Raw genomic sequence first — 18,032 nt, 5'->3', positions numbered from 1 at the left:
GCACACATATAATCGGCGACGTTCACCAACTAGTAACTCTGGATGGTGACTGACCAGCTCATACAGGCACAGCATCCCCTCCTGGTCCCAGTCCTCTTTCTCCCACAGATGTAAATGGTATTCTTTGCGGCACTTATGGACAATCCCCTTGCTTTCTTCGTATAGTTCTTTCAGATTCATAGACCTCTCCTTTCTGCATTTAGTTTAACAAAATGCGCGAGCCCCTGAGTCTACTTTCTCTATTCTGTACTTCTCGCTACCTCAACTGCATACAAAAAGAGAGGCCCTGCCTCTCTGGGTTATAATTCTGCAATTTGGTTGAGATTCACTTCTGCAATCGTGTCATTACCAAACATAGAGATAATCATCTTCACTTTGTTGTTATCAATTTCAGTAATTTTACCTGTATAGTCTGCAAAAGCGCCATCAATGATGCGGACTGTCTGGCCGACTTCAACGTCAATATCAAACTCTTGAACGGTTTGTCCCATTGAAACCAGAATATCACGGATTTCTTGTTCCAATAGCGGAGTTGGTTTTGATCTGTTACCGTGTGAACCGACGAATCCTGTTACGTTAGGTGTGTTTCGAACGACGAACCATGCTTCATCTGTCATGACCATTTCTACAAGGACATAACCTGGAAAGCGATTCTCTTCAACTTCCTTTTTCTTTCCATTTTTCTCAACTTGCACGGTTTGTGTTGGAATCTCAACACGTAGAATATTATCCAACATGTTATACGTTTGTGCACGTTGCAATAGATTTTCTTTTACCTTATTTTCATAACCAGAATAAGTTTGTAGAACAAACCATCCTTTGTCAAAACTATCCATGATATTTCCTTTCATAATAGAAGAAAGCTAGCAGAAGTTCTCCGCTTTTCTTCTAAAAAATGTTAATAAATCGAATCAAACCTGAAACAATCAACTGGTCAAAAATGTAAATGATGACCACAAAGAAGGCTGTGTATTCCATAATAGAGCGAAAATCTCTCCAGCTTTCTTTGCGAGTTGGCCAAGTTGTTTCTTTAAGAAGTTTAAAAATATCCTTAATAAAACCCATCGTTCTCTCCTATCTCGTCTCTCTATGTGTCGTATATTTTCCACAATGTTTACAAAATTTATTTACTTCTAGTCGTGTTGGCTTGGGGTTCCCGCTAATTTTGATTGAATAATTTCTTGAACCGCAAACTGCACAAGCTAGGCTTGCTTTTTTTAGTGCCATAACGCCTCCATCTTATCTATTATAACAAGAAACCTAGGCTTTGACAAGCCTCTTAACGAAAGAGATTGACGAAAGAGTCCCAGATTGTCTGGGCTTTTTCTTTTATCTTTGCATCCGAAATCGCACGTCCCGCTTCGTCTACAAGATTTTGAGCACGACTACGAATATCTTCTAGCGGATCCTTGGACTGACTCGTCTCATTTTCAACGACCTGCTTTTTCGTGTTTTCTGGCGCAATGCCATTCTGCTTATAGGCATTCTCAACCGTAAAGGTACTACCTGGAGTGTAAGGCAAAATAGTGTTGGCCATACTTCTAAAGACATGGGCAGCTCCATTTGAGGTAGAACCTGCTAGATAATGATTCTCATCTGTTGTTGGGAAGCCGAGCCAGTGGCTGATTACAACATCTGGAGTATAGCCGATCACCCACTGGTCACTGGTATATTCCGGATTGAAAACAGCTTCAGTCGTACCTGTTTTACCAGCCATGACATAATCTGCTGGCGACGAACTGATTCCTGTACCATTTGTAAAAGTACCCAACATCATACTGGTCATTTTATCAGCTACTGACTTATCTAGCACGCGTTTTTGAGAGTTTGCATGACTCTTGATGACTTGCCCACTGGCATTTTCGATACGAGTAATGAAATGGGCTTCAGGCATCAGACCTTCATTGGCAAAGGCTGCATAGGCTTGCGCCATCTGGAGAGGATTCGTCTCCACACCTCCACCAAGAGCAACTCCAAGAACTCGGTCAACTTTTTCCATATTTAGGCCAAATCTCTCCCCAGCGTCAAAAGCTTTGTCAATACCTAATGCATTTACAGTCGCAACTGCTGGTAGGTTGAGCGATTCCGCCAAGGCCTGATACATTGGTACTTCGCGTGATGTCTTGATTCCTGCATAGTTGTCTACTTGATAACTGTTGTACTGCATCGTATGATTATCCAGTTGCTTGTTCAAGGACCATCCTGCTTCTACTGCGGGTGTATAAACAACTAAAGGTTTAATGGTTGAGCCTGGGCTACGCTTAGACTGAGTGGCATAGTTGAAATTGCGAAAGCCTGGTTTGTCATCACCAGCTACACGACCAACAACTCCACGCACTCCACCAGTCTTGGGTTCTAGAGCGACACTACCTGATTCGGCATGCGTTCCGTCTTCTGCCGTTGGAAATAGCGAAGCGTTTTCGTAAATAACCTGCATGTTTGCTTGATAGTTTTGGTCAAGTTCTGTATAGATTCGATAACCGTTGTTGACAATCTCTTCTTCTGTGAGATTGTACTTGGATACTGCTTCGTTGACAACTGCGTCAAAATAGGATGGGTAACGATAATCAGAAATCTTACCTTCATACTTATCTTGCAGTTGAGAAGTCATATCTACTCCAGCTGCTTCAGTTTCTTGATTTTTATCAATATAGCCTGCCGCAACCATATTTTGTAGAACCGTATCCCTGCGGTTAGTCGAATCCTCAATGGAATTCAAAGGATTATACAATTCTGGTCCCTTGAGCATCCCTGCTAGAGTCGCCGCCTGATTAAGGGTTAATTCCGCAGCCGATACGCCGAAATATTTCTTACTCGCATCCTCTACGCCCCAGACCCCATTTCCAAAGTAGGCGTTATTGAGGTACATAGTAAGGATTTGCTCCTTGCTGTATTTCTTTGTCAATTCTAAGGCTAGGAAAAACTCCTTGGCCTTCCGTTCAACGGTTTGGTCCTGAGACAGATAGGCATTTTTCGCCAACTGTTGGGTGATAGTGGACCCCCCTCCAGAACGGCCTGCTGTAAGGATGGCTAGAAAGAAACGACCGTAGTTAATCCCATCATTTTTATAGAAGGAACGATCCTCTGTCGCGACGACAGCATTCTGCAAGTCTTTGCTGATATCTGTCAGCTCAACATAGGTTCCCTTTTGACCTGACAGGGCTCCTGCCTCTTTTTCTTCGCGGTCAAAAATCAGAGTTCGCGTTTTCAGGGCATTTTGCAAATCATTGACATTGGTAGACTTGGCTATTGCAAATAGGTAGGTTCCTACTAGCAAACCAGCACTTAACCCTAAAATGATGACGATCTTTGTCAGATGATAACGACGCCAAAATTTCCGAATCGGGCCTACTTGGGACAATTTTTTTCTATCGCTCCGTGAACGACGCATGCTAGTCGAATCAGGCTCCGCCGATTCACTCGTTTCTTTTTTAAAGAGAGAAAGGAACTTCTCAAATAATTTATCTAATTTCATGCGTTTATTTTATCATCTTCACCATAGGAACTCAAGAATTTAGCTACTCCCTATCCAAATAGGGCTTTTTTTGTTACAATATCTGTATGCAATTCACATTTACATTACCTGAATCCTTGCCTCAAATGACGGTCAAACAATTTCTAGAGGAACAGCTCCTCATCCCTAGAAAAATCCGCCATTTTTTGAGAACAAAGAAGAACATCTTAATTAACCACAAAGAAGTTCACTGGAACGAGATTGTCCAACCAAGGGATATTTGCCAGTTGACTTTTGACGAGGAAGATTATCCCCCAAAAGAAATCCTTTGGGGCAATCCAGACCTCGTTCAAGAGATTTACCAAGACCAACATCTCATTATCGTCAACAAGCCCGAAGGCATGAAAACTCACGGAAATCAATCTGGTGAAATTGCCCTTCTCAACCATGTCTCTGCCTACGTTGGTCAAACCTGCTATGTCGTTCATCGCCTGGACATGGAAACAAGCGGTTTAGTGCTTTTTGCTAAAAATCCTTTTATCCTACCCATTCTCAATCGTTTGTTGGAAAAAAAGGAAATCGCTCGTGAGTACTGGGCACTTATAGAAGGACGAGTAGAGAGTAAAGAACTTGTCTTTCGAGATAAAATTGGTCGTGATCGACACGATCGCAGAAAACGAGTGGTAGATCCCAAAAGTGGGCAACATGCCGAAACTCAGGTAAGCCGACTAAAGCAATTTCCAAATCAGACTACCCTTGTCCGTTGCAAACTAAAGACCGGTCGAACGCATCAAATCCGTGTTCACCTCTCTCACCATAAACACCCTATTCTGGGCGATCCTCTCTATAACTCTAGATCAAAAGCAAGCCGGCTGATGCTTCATGCCTTCCGACTATCCTTTACCCATCCACTCACCTTAGAAAAATTGAGTTTCACTGCCCTCTCGGATACTTTTGAAACAGAATTAAAACAAAATGGATGACACTATCATCCATTTTTATATATAGAAAAAGCAAGACCAAAAGGCCTTGCTTTCTTATCGACTCAGGAATTATTTAGCGATTTTTGCAAAATATTCAAGAGTACGTACAAGTTGTGCAGTGTATGACATTTCATTGTCGTACCATGATACAACTTTAACCAATTGTTTACCGTCAACATCAAGAACTTTAGTTTGAGTTGCGTCAAACAATGAACCGTAAGACATACCTACGATATCTGAAGATACGATTGGATCTTCTGTGTAACCGTATGATTCGTTTGAAGCTGCTTTCATAGCTGCGTTCACTTCATCAACAGTAACGTTCTTTTCAAGAACAGCTACCAATTCAGTAACTGATCCAGTTGGAGTTGGAACGCGTTGTGCAGACCCGTCAAGTTTACCGTTCAATTCTGGGATTACAAGACCGATAGCTTTAGCAGCACCAGTTGAGTTAGGAACGATGTTTGCAGCACCAGCGCGAGCACGGCGAAGGTCACCACCACGGTGTGGTCCGTCAAGGATCATTTGGTCACCAGTGTAAGCGTGGATAGTAGTCATCAATCCTTCAACAACACCGAAGTTGTCTTGAAGTGCTTTAGCCATTGGAGCCAAGCAGTTTGTAGTACATGAAGCACCTGAGATAACTGTTTCAGTACCGTCAAGAACGTCGTGGTTAGTGTTGAATACAACTGTTTTAACATCGTTTCCACCAGGAGCAGTGATAACAACTTTTTTAGCTCCGCCAGCGTGCAAGTGTTTTTCAGCTGCTGCTTTCTTAGCAAAGAAACCAGTTGCTTCAAGAACGATTTCTACACCGTCGTTAGCCCAGTCGATTTGTTCTGGATCACGTTCAGCAGAAACTTTAACGAATTTACCGTTAACTTCAAATCCGCCTTCTCTAACTTCTACAGTACCGTCGAAACGACCTTGAGTTGTGTCGTATTTCAACAAGTGTGCAAGCATAACTGGATCTGTAAGGTCGTTGATGCGAGTAACTTCAACACCTTCTACGTTTTGGATACGGCGGAAAGCAAGACGACCGATACGTCCGAAACCGTTAATACCAACTTTAACTACCATTAGTGATTTCCTCCTTATGAAAATCCTGAAAATTTTATTGTGAAAAGAGTAACTTGAATCACTACAAATCACCTTTCAACATCATTATTATATAACTATTTAAGTAGAATTGCAAGTACGGGCGTTGTTTTTCTACTTTTCAATTTCCTTCATTCACCTAAGCTTTTATTTCTAGAACCTTCTATCCTATCCACATAATCTTCTCTTCTCATAGTTCAACTCTAACTTCAGAAATAGGACTATGAAAAGAGACAGGATTTCTCCTGCCTCTAGGCTGATAAACGATTATTTACGGCGTCCTGGACGTTCTGCATAGCCATAGTAAGCATCTGCCATAATTTCTTCCATGTCAGCTACCATTGGCAAGCGTGGGTTAGCAGGTGAACATTGGTCTTCATAAGCAAGCAAGGCAATTTCATGCAAGCTGTCTTTCCAAGCTTTTTCATCGATTCCTTGGTCTTTGAAGTTCATCTTGATACCTACTGCAACACCAAGGTCGTAAACAGCTTTGGCATAAGCTTCAACTGCTTCTTCTGGAGTTGAGTGAGGCAATCCAAGCATTTTCGCGATGTCTTGGAATTTCTCATCAGCTTTCCAGTAGTTGTACTTAGGCCATGTAGTTGTCTTAGATGGGCGAGTACCGTTGTAACGGATAACGTATGGAAGCAAGATTGCGTTTGTACGTCCGTGAACAGTATGGTGAACACCACCAATCTTGTGGGCCATTGAGTGGCTCATACCAAGGAAGGCATTGGCGAAGGCCATACCAGCCATTGTAGACGCATTATGCATTTTCTCACGAGCTTCTGGATCAGCTGTCTTAACTGATTTTTCCAACCATTCAAAGACAAGTTTGATTGTTTGAAGCGCAATACCGTCTGTGTAGTCGTTGGCAAAGTTTGAAGTGTAGGCTTCAGTCGCGTGAGTCAAGACGTCCATACCTGTGTCAGCTGCGATGAAGTCTGGAACTGATTCAACCAAAGCAGGGTCAACAATCGCAATCGTTGGTGTCAATGAGTAGTCAGCCAATGGGTATTTGCGGTTGTTTTTCTTATCAGAGATAACGGCAAATGGTGTTACTTCTGAACCTGTACCTGAAGTTGTTGGGATACCGATGTACTTCGCTTTCTTACCAAGTGATGGGAAGCGGAAGGCACGTTTACGGATATCCATGAATTTTTGAACCAAGTCACGGAAGTCGATTTCTGGTTGTTCGTAGAAGAGCCACATTACTTTGGCCGCGTCCATTGGAGAACCACCACCAAGAGCGATGATTGTATCTGGTTCAAATGCTTTCATCACTTCAGCACCACGTTCTACAGTTGTGATGTCTGGATCTGGTTCAACATCTGAGAATACTTGGATAGTTACACGATTGCTACGTGCGTTCAATTGATCAATAACACGTTGAACAAAGCCAAGTTTTTCGATAGATTTGTCTGTAACAATCATAACGCGTTCAATATCTTCACATGTTTGAAGGTATTGGATAGAATTGCGTTCGAAGTAAATTTTTGAAGGAACTTTAAACCATTGCATATTATTTCTACGTTTCCCTACTTTCTTGATGTTTAGAAGGTTGATCGCACTTACGTTATCACCGACTGAGTTGTGTCCATATGAACCACATCCAAGTGTCAATGATGGAATGAAGGCATTGTATACGTCACCGATACCACCGAAAGTAGATGGAGAGTTCCAGATAATACGCATAGCTTTGATTTCTGTACCAAAGCGTTTAGCAAGAGCTTCGTCTTTTGTATGGATGGCTGCTGAGTGACCAAGTCCGTTAAACTCAACCATTTGACGAGCTTTTGTAAGACCGTCTTCTGTATCTTCAGCTTTTAGGACAGCGATAACTGGTGACAATTTTTCACGAGTCAATGGTTCTTTTGGTCCTACTTCTGCACATTCTGCAGCCAAGATGTTTGTTCCTTCTGGAACGCTGAATCCTGCTTGTTCTGCAATCCATGCTGCTGGTTTACCAACGATGTTTGCATTTAGTTTAGCGCCTGCACAGTTCTTGCTGTTGGCTTTCACACCGAAACAGAATTCTTCAAGAAGGGCTTTTTCTTTTTTGTTTACAAAGTAAGTGTGGTATGATTTGAATTCTTCTACAAATTCATCATACACTTCTTTATCAATGATAACCGCTTGCTCCGATGCACAGACCATACCATTATCAAATGATTTAGACATGACGATATCATGAGCAGCTTGGCGGAGGTCAGCAGATTTTTCTACATAAGCAGGAACGTTTCCGGCACCTACCCCAAGAGCTGGTTTCCCACATGAGTAAGCTGCCTTAACCATAGCATTACCACCAGTTGCAAGGATAGTTGCAACACCTTCGTGGTTCATAAGCGCTCCAGTTGCTTCCATAGATGGTTCTGTAATCCATTGAACACAGTTTTCAGGTGCTCCAGCTGCGATAGCTGCATCACGAACGATTTGTGCTGCGTGAGCAGAAGATTCTTGAGCTGATGGGTGGAAAGCAAACACGATTGGATTACGTGTTTTCAAAGCAATGAGTGACTTGAAAATAGCTGTTGATGTTGGGTTCGTTGTTGGAGTGACACCACACACTACACCGACAGGTTCTGCAATTTTAGTCAAGCCTGTAACTGGATCATCTTCGATAACTCCAACAGTTTTAACACCACGCATATTATTCACAACGTGCTCACAGGCAAAAAGGTTTTTTGTAGCCTTGTCTTCAAATACACCACGACCAGTTTCTTCAACTGCATGTTGAGCAAGAATTCCGTGCGCATCAAGAGCTGCAACTGAAGCTTTCGCTACGATGTAGTCAACTTGCTCTTGATTCAACTTGCGCATTTCATCAAGCGCAACCAAGGCTTTTTTCACTAACCCGTCGACATGCTTTTCAGCAGCGAGTTGTTTTTCCTCAGGTGTTAACGTTTTTTTATCAGCCATATTGTCCTCCATAGCCTTCAAGGATTTAATCCTTTGTTAATTTTTTCACAATTTTATTATAACTCTTTTTCAAGACTTTGTAAACCGTTTCATAAGCATTTCACAAAGAAATTTTATGAGATTGTGAACTTTTTCTCAATACACCTGCGTAATAGAGTTTTGTATGGATGATTGTGAAATTATGAAAAATATTTTTTTGTTTCACAAAGTTTTTTCTCGTTGATAATCAGACATTGACTCCACCTCTAGAAAGCGCTTTCTTTTTTGCTTTTGAGAATAGCCCCCTAATCTGGAGACTATTGTTTTTGTTGAAAGACGCCTTGTTTAAAGCTGCCTTCATAGACAACTTCCTGCTCGGTAGTCAACTTCCCTTGACCTTCAGCCTGGCCATTTACAAAATCACCTTCATATTTCCAGCCATCTTTTGATTGGAAAGTCCCTTTTCCATTAAAGGCTCCATTATTGAAATCACCTGTATATTGGTCTCCATTTTCAAAGGTCAGGGTTCCTTGACCATTCATTTTCCCTCGTACCAAGGTACCATCATAAACAAGCGCACCACCATCAAGTGTCAGGACGCCCTTTTTTGGTGTGTTTAGTAGAAAAACCGAGATGGCACAGATAGCGATTAGAAGGACTGTTGCAATCTCTATGCGTGGGCGAGTCAGATAGACACGATACTTTTTGTAAAAATTCTTAAGATTTTCCATCTTCACTCTCATTTTCTAAACGATCTAGCCAGCTTTGGCATCCATTTGTGATACGCGCATAGGTTTCCTCAAAATCTCCTGTATACCAAGGATCTGGAACACTTTCAGATGCAAAAGAGTAGATTTTGTGCTGTAGTTCCTGGGGACACATTTGACGCAGATCTGAAACGTTTGAGGCATCCATACCGATAATGTAATCAAACGACTCAAAGTCTTCTCTGCCAATCTGAAGCGATGTTTTGTCTTTGTCATAAGGAATCTGATACCGCTGGAAAATCCCTTGCGTTCCCTTATGAATCGGATTGCCATGTTCCCATGATGATGTTGCTCGACTCTCAACTTGGTAATCACTCGTCATGGATTTCATCACAAACTCTGCCATGGGGCTGCGGCAAATATTTCCTAGGCAAACAAATACTATTTTTTTCATCCCTTTTCCTCTCATCTCATAGAAAAACGGGAGTGATAGATCCCGTTTTATTCTTCAATTGCTCCGCTTTCGTCGATAACTGCTCCTTCTGGTGTCACAGCCTCTTTGAGTGGCAACACTGTCTTGATTGCAGTCAATTCGAAAGTCAAATAAACGCCATCTACATCCAGTACGATTGTTTTCTTCTCAGTATCTACTTCATCAACTGTTCCGTAAAGTCCGCCGATTGTAATGACTTCATAGCCTTTTTGAAGCTTGTTCAAGCTTTCCATACGCTTTTGTGCTTGTTTCTTTTGAGAACGTTGCATAAAGAACATCAAGGCCATCATCCCTACAAGCATGATTAAGAAAGTAATATTTGGATCCATTGTTTTCTCCTTTGTATTTTACATAGGACTACTATATCAAATTTCAGCTACTTTTACAAGGTTGTGCCTTGTTTTATAGCAATAAAAAAATCAGAGTTTTCACTCTGATTTTTCTGCGATTATTTCAAGTTTTGAACGACTTTTACAAGATTTTCGACAGTAAAGCCATATTCTGCCAATACTTTTGGTGCTGGGGCAGATGCTCCAAAGGTATCAATACCGAGAACTGCACCATCTAAACCGACATATTTGTACCAGTTTTGAGTTGCACCCATTTCGACTGCAACACGACGGCGAACTGCATTTGGAAGGATTTCTTCCTTATAAGCTGCGTCTTGTGCGTCAAAGACATCTGTAGATGGCATGCTGACTACACGGACTTTTGCGCCTTGACTAGCCAATTCTTTGGCAGCTGCGACAGCGAGATTGACCTCTGAACCTGTTGCAATCAAGATGGTGTCAAAGTCAGCTGCATTTTCATAGACAACATAGGCACCTTTTGCAACTTTATCAAAGTCTGTCCCTTCTTCAACAGTCAAGTTTTGACGTGTCAAGACAAGGGCAGTTGGTGTTTTTTCGCTTGTCACGGCAAGGTACCAAGCCGCTTGAGTTTCACGCGCATCTGCTGGGCGGAAAACATTCAGATTTGGCATAGCACGAAGACCGGCTAAGTGTTCAACTGGTTCGTGAGTTGGACCATCTTCACCAACTGCGATCGAATCGTGGGTAAAGACATAAGTCACAGGAAGTCCTTGTAAGGCTGACAAGCGGACAGCCGCCTTCACATAGTCAGAGAAGACGAAGAAAGTACCACCGTATACACGAAGTCCACCGTGAAGGGCCATCCCGTTCAAGATCGTTCCCATTGCAAATTCACGAACACCAAACTGAATGTTGCGGTTCAAGCGATTAGCGTCGTCTTGAAGTCCGTCCGTTTTGATATAAGTCATGTTTGAGTGAGCAAGGTCAGCTGAACCGCCTAGGAAGGTTGGCAACTTAGCAGCTACAACGTTCAAGGCATCTTGACTTGAATTACGAGTTGCTTGAGAGAAGCCATTTTCTAAGGCTGGGAAGTCTGCTGGAGTCACTTCGACTGGATCACGTCCGTCTATGATGGCTTCTACTTCTGCAGCCAATTCTGGATGCGCTTCTTTATAGTCAGCAACTAATTTTGTCCAAGCTTGATAAGCTGATGCGCCACGATCTGCAACATTTTCTTTGAAATCAGCATAAACTTGCTCTGGGATTTCAAATGGTTCATAGTCCCAACCAAGAGCTTGGCGAGTAGCCGCAGTTTCATCTGCTCCAAGAGGAGCACCGTGCACCGCATTAGTTCCTTGTTTGTTTGGAGAACCGTATCCAATAACAGTCTTCACTTCAATCAAAGATGGTTTTCCTGAAGCTTTGGCTGCTTCGATAGCAGCATGGATTGCTTCCAAGTCTGTTCCATCTTCAACCAAGGCTGTATGCCAACCGTAGGCGTTGTAACGGTCACGAACACTTTCTGTAAAGGAATCCTTTGTCTCACCATCCAAGTTGATGTCATTTGAATCATAAAGAACCACCAACTTGTCAAGTTTTTGCAAACCTGCGTATGAAGCCGCCTCACTTGAAACACCTTCCATCAAGTCTCCGTCTCCACAGATCACATAAGTATAGTGGTCAAAGATATTGAAGCCTTCTCGGTTATACTTCGCCGCAAGGAAACGTTCTGCTTGGGCAAAACCAGTAGCAGTAGAAATCCCTTGTCCTAGAGGACCAGTTGTAGCGTCAACCCCTGCTGTATGCCCAAATTCTGGGTGACCTGGTGTTTTTGAACCCCATTGGCGGAAGTTCTTGACTTCATCCATACTGACATCTTCAAAACCAGAAAGGTGAAGAAGAGCATAAAGAAGCATTGAACCATGTCCTGCTGAAAGAATAAAGCGATCACGGTTGATCCAGTTTGGTTGAGCTGGATTGATACGAAGTTGTTTTGTAAAGAGGCTATAGGCCATTGGAGCAGCCCCCATAACCACCCCTGGGTGACCTGAGTTTGCTTTGTTGATGGCGTCAATACCTAGAAAACGAATTGCATTAACAGATAGATTTGACATAGAATTTCCTTTCTCTTTGAGGTGATTAATGAATCACACATCCTATTTTTCTATTATATGAAAAAATGCATAGAATAGCAATAAAACAACTTGAGCTCCTCTAGTACATTTGATTTGTCTATCCTCTCGTCACCTCATAGTAAGGAAGTAGGAGAGTATAAGCGTCTTCTAGCTTCTCCAATATTGCTTCTACTGACTGATTTTCAATGAAGGAGACATCTGCCTTGACCAAAACTTTACGAATTTCCTGATTTTGCACTTTCTCTCGTAAGGTACGACGATTTTTTTCTGTGCCCTCTATTCTATAACTTTGACCATCGGTGTAAGCTAAATAATACATTCCTTCAACTACTGGAATCTCTAAAATTTTGGATTGCTTGTCTAAAGTCTGTTCGTCTTTCTTACGTTCGATGAAACTGACTTCCAAAGAAATCCCATAATTAGCAGGTGTTCCATACAAACGAAGAGCCATCATAGGTTCTGTCACTTGTCCGTCTCTCTGTAGATAGGCCCAGAAATGCGGTCGCAAGCGTTGCGCTTGGTTCATCCACTGACTAGTCTGTTGCAGTTGCCATTCTGGATGACTAGCTTGAAAGGTTTTGGCCAATTCTGTAAAAGACTTTCGAGCCTCTTGACCTTTTTGCCGCAAGGTCAACATCTTTTCTCTTTCATCGCCAGCTTTATCTGGATGACGATATTGGATACCTGCATAAGATAGATAGTTCTTGATTGCTTCCATCATCTGTTTCTTCTCCCTTTTCTAACAAAAAATCAGGACAAGCCTGATTTTGTTTATTCCGTATCTACGACAACATAGCGATTTGGCTCGTCACCTTCAGAATAACTCGTCACGCCATCCATGCGTGAAATAATGCGATGGATAATCTTGCGTTCGCTATTTGACATTGGATCAGTTTGTTGGCTACGTCCTTCTTCTAAAACGCGAGTCGCCAATTTTTGTGCATAGGTTTGCAACACTTCTGCACGGTGTTCAACGTAATCATTGACATTGATTGTGATATAAAAAGTTCTTGAATAACGATTGTAGAGGTAGTTTTGCGCCAAAAGCTGAAGTGCTTTCAATACTTTCCCGTGATAGCCGATAATACGACCAGGTTCATTGGTATCAATTTGAAGATTGATAGTGCGACGATTGTAGTCGCTTGAAATCGTCCCTTCAACATCCATATCGTCCACAATGGTTTGAACATAGTTAGCCACTTGAGTTGCTACTTGTTCGATGTCATAACTCGGCTCCACTTTCAAACCTAGATCTTCCAAAGACTGGCTTTCTACCGATTCTGACATAGATACAAATTCTTCACACTTTGCTGGGTCTTCCACTCCAGTATCTCCGGTCTGCAATTCATTTAAAATCGCGATGTGACCTGTTTCTTCTAAGATCGTGCTAGCATGTTTCTCATTTTTCAAGATTTCAGCCTTGATTTCATCAGAAACACCCTGACCTTCCTCTTCTATTTTTTTAATCGCCTCAACAACATGACCAAGATCAACTGTAGCCTCTGTTACTGTCTTAACAGGTTCATTTTGTTCATTGATTTCTTTCGGAACACCTTTTACAGCTTGTTGATTGGCCTTAATCACAGTCGTCTCACTAATCGCCTCAATATCAACTTGAGCTGGTTTTTTCCCAAATAAGCCTAAAAAACCTTTCTTCTCTTTGGACACGACCTTGATGTGAGTCTTCATTCTCGGAATACCTAACTCTTTCAATCCTTTCTGGATTGCTTCTTCAACAGTTGAACCTGTAAATAATACCATTATCAGATTCCTCCTTATTATTTCGTTTTCTGAGCCTTTTTCTTGGCTTTTCTTTTTCTATTTTCCAAATCTTTTTTAGCTTGTACTTCCGCCTCACGCGCTGCAATAATCTTAAAAGGATTATTTAAGAAGTAGGTTTGCAAAACTTGATAAGCATTGGATACTGCCCAGTACAAGGCTACACCACTAGGTGAAGAGATGGCAAAGATAAAGATCAGTACAGGCATCCCGTACATCATCCCTGTCATAGCTCCACTTCTTTCAGGTAAAGCCTTATTCGATAACCAACTACTTAAGAAGGTAAAGACTGCCGCTAAAATCGGAAGGATAAAGCTTGTGTCTACTCCCCCAAGGTTCACCCACAAAAAATGCCCTGTTTTCAAAAAGTCTACTCGAGTCAAGGCTTGGAAGAGAGCCAAGAGAACCGGCATTTGAATCAAAATCGGCCAGAGAGAAGAGGAGTGTTTGACCCCTAATTCTTTATAGACCTTCCGCATCTCCTGATCCAGCTTGGTTCTACTTTCCATATCACGACCTGGATATTGTTCTTGCAGAGCCTTGATCCGTGGTTGAGCCTCTTGCATTTTTCTAGAGGCCACCATCTGAGTCTGAAAGACTGGTAATAGAATCGTACGAATCAGGATCGTAAAGAGGATAATCCCCACTCCGATACTAATGTCAAAGGACAAGAAGCGGATGATTTCAGCAAAAAAATAGACAAATTTACTCCATATATCTGTAGAATCTGCTGCAACATCGCTCGTCCCACAGGCTGTCATGATAAATAAGGACAAGCCCAGCAAACTAATCAACTGTAGTTTCTTTTTCACTCCTAATTCCTTCCCGGTAAATCTTTGATAACTTTAATACGTGGAGTAGATTTTTCTCCATTTCTGCATAATCCAAGCCTTCAACCCCTTTTCGAGCAATTACGACAAAATCAACGTTATCAGCTAACTGCTCCCTTACACTTAGCAAAATGTGTCGAATCCGTCTTTTAATTTGATTTCTAGTGACTGCATTCCCTAATTTCTTACTGACGGACAGCCCTACTCGAAAATGACTTTTCTGATTCTCCAATTGGTAGACAACAAATTTTCGATTGGCAAAACTTGTTCCATCCGTGAAAATAGCCTTAAAATCTTTCTCTTTTTTTACACGAAAGCTTTTCTTCAAAACTCAACTCCATCTATTAAATTACTACTATTATACCATAAATTTCAAAAAAGCCAATAATGACAAGGTTTTAGACTGTTTTAACAACAAAAAGTTGGGAAAATTTATCTCCCAACTCCTTTTTATTGTATCTTACCTTGTAATTTTATTCAGTTCATCTTACTTTTTCAAGCGTTCAACGTCACGAGCGATGACCAATTCTTCATCAGTTGGGATAACCAAGACACGAACTTTAGCCGCATCAGTTGAAATATCTCCTGTAGCGCCAAAGACATTCTTTTCAGGATCCACATCACAGCCAAACCAAGAAATGCCTTCAATAACCATCTGACGAATCGTTACAGAATTTTCTCCAATTCCAGCTGTAAAGATAATGGCATCTGCACCGTTCAAAACTGCCAAATACTGACCAATGTATTTTTGGATACGATCCACAAAAATCTCATTTGCCAGCTGCGCTTTCTCGTCACCTGTACGCATAGCTTCGTGAATATCACGCATATCGCTTGATCTCTCAGAAACACCCAAAAGTCCTGACTCACGATTGAGAATTCGACTGATATCCTCTGGTGTATTAAAGTCATCTGTATGTTGCATTAAATAGGGGATGATAGCTGGATCAATATCACCTGTACGAGTCCCCATCATGATACCACCAAGTGGAGTGAAGCCCATAGATGTATCAACAGACTGACCGCCTTTGACAGCTGTAATAGAACCACCATTTCCAATATGACAAGTAATCAATTTCAACTCTTCTAGTGGTCGACCTAAAATTTTAGCTGCTTCTCCCGCCACAAACTGATGACTTGTCCCATGGGCACCATACTTACGAACTTTATTTTCAGTATAGTATTTGTTTGGAAGAGGGTAGCGATATGCTTTCTCTGGCATGGTTGTATGGAATGATGTATCAAAAACAACAACGCTGGTAATATCTGGAAGCAATTCCTTGAAGGCACGAATTCCTGCCGCGTTGGCTGGATTGTGAAGAGGAGCCAAAAGTCCCAACTCTTCAACCTTTTCCAAAACATCTCCCTCTACCAAGGTTGACTCTTTGAAATATTCACCACCAGCAACGACGCGGTGTCCGACACCAGTAATTTCATCATAACCTTTGATAATGTCAAAACGAATCAAATCATCCAACAAGATTTTAACTGCTTGTGTGTGGTCGTCAATATCAAGAATTTGTTGTTCAGAACGTCCGTCAAATTTTACAGTTGAAATAGAGTCCTTCAAACCGATGCGTTCAATCAAGCCTTTCGCCAATACTACTTCTTCTGGCATTTGATAGAGTTGCCATTTCAAACTTGAGCTTCCTGCATTGATTGCAATTGTTTTAGTCATAACATGATACCTCTTTTAAGCGTTTTCATCCATTATAACAAATTCTTGCTTAATTTTCAGTACCTTTGCTCCATTTTTGAAAATTTTCTTTGAATTTCATTAATGCAGCTGGATCTTGCAGACTGGTCAAAGGATAGACAAATGGTTCTATTTCCTTGTCTCTTTTCTTCTGTAAGACAAAAATACTTTTAGCTTGGCTTGCAGTTGAGAAAATATCCTCTGGTAAGGCGATGATAGCCGTCAGACCGACTTCGTCTTTGATCCAACCTTTTAACAAATCACTTTGAGGACTGGTCAACAAGTCGCTCGGAGCTAGAAAAATAGCATATCCATCTGACTTGAGGTACTTGAGACCTTGCTCCATCAGCAAATGATGGGCATAGGTATGTTCTTGACTAGAAGCCACTTGATAGCGTGACGCAATAGCATCATCTGGGTAATAACCAACAGGCAAGTCGCTGATGACCACGTCGCTTTCTTTAAGCATTTGCGGACGAACGGCGTCTCCTTGGACAAAACCAGCCTGCAAACCAATCACATCTGCCATACTAGCCGCCAAATCAATCAGCAAGTCATCCACTTCAATTCCCAAATAATCCACTTTTTTAGCAAGAGAAGTCAAGAAGGTAGCGCCCAGAATCCCCATGCCAGAACCTATTTCGAGGATGCTAATTTCCTCTTTATGAAGCAACTCTTCCACAATAAGTACCAAGAGGAGGGCAATGGCATCCGGCGTAAACTGGTGATTGGCCTGCAAAGGCTCAGTTTGGCCTGCCTTCATCAAGAGAAACTGGTAGGTCTTGAGCCACTCTTCCTTGCGAAGCGCTAAGCGTTTAAGGGCTTGATTGTTCTCTTTGACCTGTTCTAGCTCAGTCTCGCCATCCAGGTAGATGCTGTTTTGCTCTACCAAGGCATCATAAAAGTTGGTCACCAAATCACTTTGGATGACTTGGACATTCTCTAATAAATACGTATAAGCTTGTTCAATTTTTTCAAAATCCATGTTCCTATTTTATCAAATTTCCCCTATTTTTTCCATCTGAAGAAAAAAATCACTGCTTTAGTCAGCGAGTGATTTTTGGGCTACAGTTAAAAAGAGCTCTGCGTAGTTTCCTAGGAAAAGACCTTCAGCACTATAAAGAATCTGACTGCCAATGCTCGAAAAACCAAACTGGGCGAGCTTGTTTTCCAGTTCAGTCAGCTCAAAGCCGTGGTGGTTGGTATCTGTCTTGACAAAATCAGCAATGAGGACCTGTCCATTCTCCCTAAGGTGATGGTAGAACATGGCAAGAGTCGCATCTAGATCAGGCATATGATGAAGAACTCGACTGACTACAATCAGGTCAAATTGTTGCTCCAAGGGATTTGCCAGTAAATCTTGCTCCAAAAACTGGATATTCTTGATGTCTTGCTGATTTGCTTTCAAACGGGCTTGCTCCAGCATTTTCTCCGAAATGCCTACAAGGGTAACCGACCTGGCCTGCTTGGCTAGAGGCAAGGCTAATAGGCCTGTCCCACCACCGAAATCCAGTATTTCCTTGTCTGATAGAAGAGCAATCTGTTTTTCAACTGCTTGACAAACCAAGTTTGCAAGAAAGATGTTTTTGGGCGAATCAAAGGTTTCTGCTTTGTGATTAAAATCATGTTTCATGCTTTTAGTTTAACA

At 41.8% G+C, this 18,032-nt stretch carries 18 protein-coding genes and 1 pseudogene; 1 reads left to right on the top strand and 18 read right to left on the bottom strand.

All coding sequences use genetic code 11. The annotated features are described in order from the left end of the window. From D8803_RS08880 to pbp2a, 5 genes and pseudogenes are all read right to left on the bottom strand, one after another. Positions 1-180 (bottom strand): annotated as a pseudogene (locus tag D8803_RS08880) (sigma-70 family RNA polymerase sigma factor); the annotation flags it as partial. Between the two features lie 119 nt (positions 181-299). Next, positions 300-836: a transcription termination/antitermination protein NusG gene (gene nusG / locus D8803_RS08875; protein WP_000376732.1), complete on the bottom strand. Its 537-nt coding sequence runs from the start codon at positions 834-836 to the stop codon at positions 300-302. A gap of 52 nt (positions 837-888) precedes the next feature. After that, on the bottom strand, positions 889-1,065 hold the full coding sequence (gene secE, locus D8803_RS08870) for a preprotein translocase subunit SecE (RefSeq protein ID WP_000505776.1): 177 nt from the start codon (positions 1,063-1,065) through the stop codon (positions 889-891). Between the two features lie 9 nt (positions 1,066-1,074). Next, on the bottom strand, positions 1,075-1,227 hold the full coding sequence (gene rpmG, locus D8803_RS08865; RefSeq protein ID WP_001809375.1) for a 50S ribosomal protein L33: 153 nt from the start codon (positions 1,225-1,227) through the stop codon (positions 1,075-1,077). 52 nt (positions 1,228-1,279) lie between these two features. After that, positions 1,280-3,475, bottom strand: a complete 2,196-nt coding sequence (pbp2a, locus tag D8803_RS08860) for a penicillin-binding protein PBP2A (RefSeq protein ID WP_131200869.1) — start codon at positions 3,473-3,475, stop codon at positions 1,280-1,282. Positions 3,476-3,561: 86 nt separating this feature from the next. Here pbp2a and D8803_RS08855 point away from each other — a divergent pair, with 86 nt between their 5' ends. Beyond that, the gene (locus D8803_RS08855) at positions 3,562-4,437 is read left to right on the top strand and encodes an RluA family pseudouridine synthase (protein WP_131200868.1); all 876 of its coding nucleotides are present in this window, start codon (positions 3,562-3,564) and stop codon (positions 4,435-4,437) included. A 69-nt stretch (positions 4,438-4,506) separates the two neighbouring features. Here the strand turns inward: D8803_RS08855 and gap are convergent, their stop codons facing one another. The 13 genes from gap to D8803_RS08790 all read right to left on the bottom strand — a co-directional run bounded on the left by gap (position 4,507) and on the right by D8803_RS08790 (position 18,017). Continuing rightward, positions 4,507-5,517: a type I glyceraldehyde-3-phosphate dehydrogenase gene (gene gap, locus D8803_RS08850; protein WP_038804036.1), complete on the bottom strand. Its 1,011-nt coding sequence runs from the start codon at positions 5,515-5,517 to the stop codon at positions 4,507-4,509. A 285-nt stretch (positions 5,518-5,802) separates the two neighbouring features. Next, on the bottom strand, positions 5,803-8,454 hold the full coding sequence (adhE, locus tag D8803_RS08845; RefSeq protein ID WP_131200867.1) for a bifunctional acetaldehyde-CoA/alcohol dehydrogenase: 2,652 nt from the start codon (positions 8,452-8,454) through the stop codon (positions 5,803-5,805). Positions 8,455-8,750: 296 nt separating this feature from the next. Then, complete coding sequence (locus D8803_RS08840) at positions 8,751-9,164, bottom strand: MORN repeat-containing protein (RefSeq protein ID WP_131200866.1); 414 nt, start codon at positions 9,162-9,164, stop codon at positions 8,751-8,753. Further along, complete coding sequence (locus tag D8803_RS08835) at positions 9,151-9,594, bottom strand: low molecular weight protein-tyrosine-phosphatase (RefSeq protein ID WP_131200865.1); 444 nt, start codon at positions 9,592-9,594, stop codon at positions 9,151-9,153. The genes D8803_RS08840 and D8803_RS08835 overlap by 14 nt, the downstream gene beginning before the upstream one ends. Positions 9,595-9,641: 47 nt before the next feature. Next, positions 9,642-9,962: a preprotein translocase subunit YajC gene (gene yajC / locus D8803_RS08830; RefSeq protein ID WP_084972885.1), complete on the bottom strand. Its 321-nt coding sequence runs from the start codon at positions 9,960-9,962 to the stop codon at positions 9,642-9,644. Positions 9,963-10,081: 119 nt separating this feature from the next. Next, the gene (tkt, locus tag D8803_RS08825; protein WP_084882447.1) at positions 10,082-12,058 is read right to left on the bottom strand and encodes a transketolase; all 1,977 of its coding nucleotides are present in this window, start codon (positions 12,056-12,058) and stop codon (positions 10,082-10,084) included. 118 nt (positions 12,059-12,176) lie between these two features. Next, positions 12,177-12,800: a hypothetical protein gene (locus tag D8803_RS08820; protein ID WP_061419465.1), complete on the bottom strand. Its 624-nt coding sequence runs from the start codon at positions 12,798-12,800 to the stop codon at positions 12,177-12,179. Positions 12,801-12,850: 50 nt separating this feature from the next. Continuing rightward, a complete protein-coding gene (gene jag / locus D8803_RS08815; RefSeq protein WP_061419462.1) occupies positions 12,851-13,840 on the bottom strand; it encodes an RNA-binding cell elongation regulator Jag/EloR in 990 nt (329 codons plus the stop codon). A 17-nt stretch (positions 13,841-13,857) separates the two neighbouring features. After that, entirely contained in the window at positions 13,858-14,670 is an 813-nt protein-coding gene (locus D8803_RS08810) for a YidC/Oxa1 family membrane protein insertase (protein WP_081102486.1), read from the bottom strand. Continuing rightward, the gene (rnpA, locus tag D8803_RS08805) at positions 14,645-15,016 is read right to left on the bottom strand and encodes a ribonuclease P protein component (protein WP_061419459.1); all 372 of its coding nucleotides are present in this window, start codon (positions 15,014-15,016) and stop codon (positions 14,645-14,647) included. The genes D8803_RS08810 and rnpA overlap by 26 nt, the downstream gene beginning before the upstream one ends. A 159-nt stretch (positions 15,017-15,175) precedes the next feature. Then, positions 15,176-16,366: an acetate kinase gene (locus D8803_RS08800; RefSeq protein WP_061419457.1), complete on the bottom strand. Its 1,191-nt coding sequence runs from the start codon at positions 16,364-16,366 to the stop codon at positions 15,176-15,178. Between the two features lie 49 nt (positions 16,367-16,415). Then, the gene (locus tag D8803_RS08795) at positions 16,416-17,369 is read right to left on the bottom strand and encodes a class I SAM-dependent methyltransferase (protein ID WP_131200864.1); all 954 of its coding nucleotides are present in this window, start codon (positions 17,367-17,369) and stop codon (positions 16,416-16,418) included. A gap of 57 nt (positions 17,370-17,426) precedes the next feature. Then, complete coding sequence (locus tag D8803_RS08790) at positions 17,427-18,017, bottom strand: class I SAM-dependent methyltransferase (protein ID WP_061419451.1); 591 nt, start codon at positions 18,015-18,017, stop codon at positions 17,427-17,429. Positions 18,018-18,032: the final 15 nt, after the last annotated feature.

Origin of the sequence: Streptococcus oralis (assembly GCF_003943385.1) — a bacterium.
Lineage (GTDB): Bacteria > Bacillota > Bacilli > Lactobacillales > Streptococcaceae > Streptococcus > Streptococcus oralis_CA.
The sequence above is the reverse complement of the archived record's forward strand: the minus strand, read 5'-3'. Positions and strand labels throughout refer to the sequence as shown.

Coding starts and splice junctions, on each gene's coding strand:
- secE (WP_000505776.1), bottom strand. CDS start 1,065: ATGGGTTTTATTAAGGATATTTTTAAACTTCTTAAAGAAACAACTTGG.
- D8803_RS08835 (WP_131200865.1), bottom strand. CDS start 9,594: ATGAAAAAAATAGTATTTGTTTGCCTAGGAAATATTTGCCGCAGCCCC.
- D8803_RS08855 (WP_131200868.1), top strand. CDS start 3,562: ATGCAATTCACATTTACATTACCTGAATCCTTGCCTCAAATGACGGTC.
- D8803_RS08795 (WP_131200864.1), bottom strand. CDS start 17,369: ATGGATTTTGAAAAAATTGAACAAGCTTATACGTATTTATTAGAGAAT.
- yajC (WP_084972885.1), bottom strand. CDS start 9,962: ATGGATCCAAATATTACTTTCTTAATCATGCTTGTAGGGATGATGGCC.
- pbp2a (WP_131200869.1), bottom strand. CDS start 3,475: ATGAAATTAGATAAATTATTTGAGAAGTTCCTTTCTCTCTTTAAAAAA.
- gap (WP_038804036.1), bottom strand. CDS start 5,517: ATGGTAGTTAAAGTTGGTATTAACGGTTTCGGACGTATCGGTCGTCTT.
- nusG (WP_000376732.1), bottom strand. CDS start 836: ATGGATAGTTTTGACAAAGGATGGTTTGTTCTACAAACTTATTCTGGT.
- tkt (WP_084882447.1), bottom strand. CDS start 12,058: ATGTCAAATCTATCTGTTAATGCAATTCGTTTTCTAGGTATTGACGCC.
- rpmG (WP_001809375.1), bottom strand. CDS start 1,227: ATGGCACTAAAAAAAGCAAGCCTAGCTTGTGCAGTTTGCGGTTCAAGA.
- D8803_RS08820 (WP_061419465.1), bottom strand. CDS start 12,800: ATGATGGAAGCAATCAAGAACTATCTATCTTATGCAGGTATCCAATAT.
- adhE (WP_131200867.1), bottom strand. CDS start 8,454: ATGGCTGATAAAAAAACGTTAACACCTGAGGAAAAACAACTCGCTGCT.
- D8803_RS08800 (WP_061419457.1), bottom strand. CDS start 16,366: ATGACTAAAACAATTGCAATCAATGCAGGAAGCTCAAGTTTGAAATGG.
- D8803_RS08790 (WP_061419451.1), bottom strand. CDS start 18,017: ATGAAACATGATTTTAATCACAAAGCAGAAACCTTTGATTCGCCCAAA.
- jag (WP_061419462.1), bottom strand. CDS start 13,840: ATGGTATTATTTACAGGTTCAACTGTTGAAGAAGCAATCCAGAAAGGA.
- D8803_RS08840 (WP_131200866.1), bottom strand. CDS start 9,164: ATGGAAAATCTTAAGAATTTTTACAAAAAGTATCGTGTCTATCTGACT.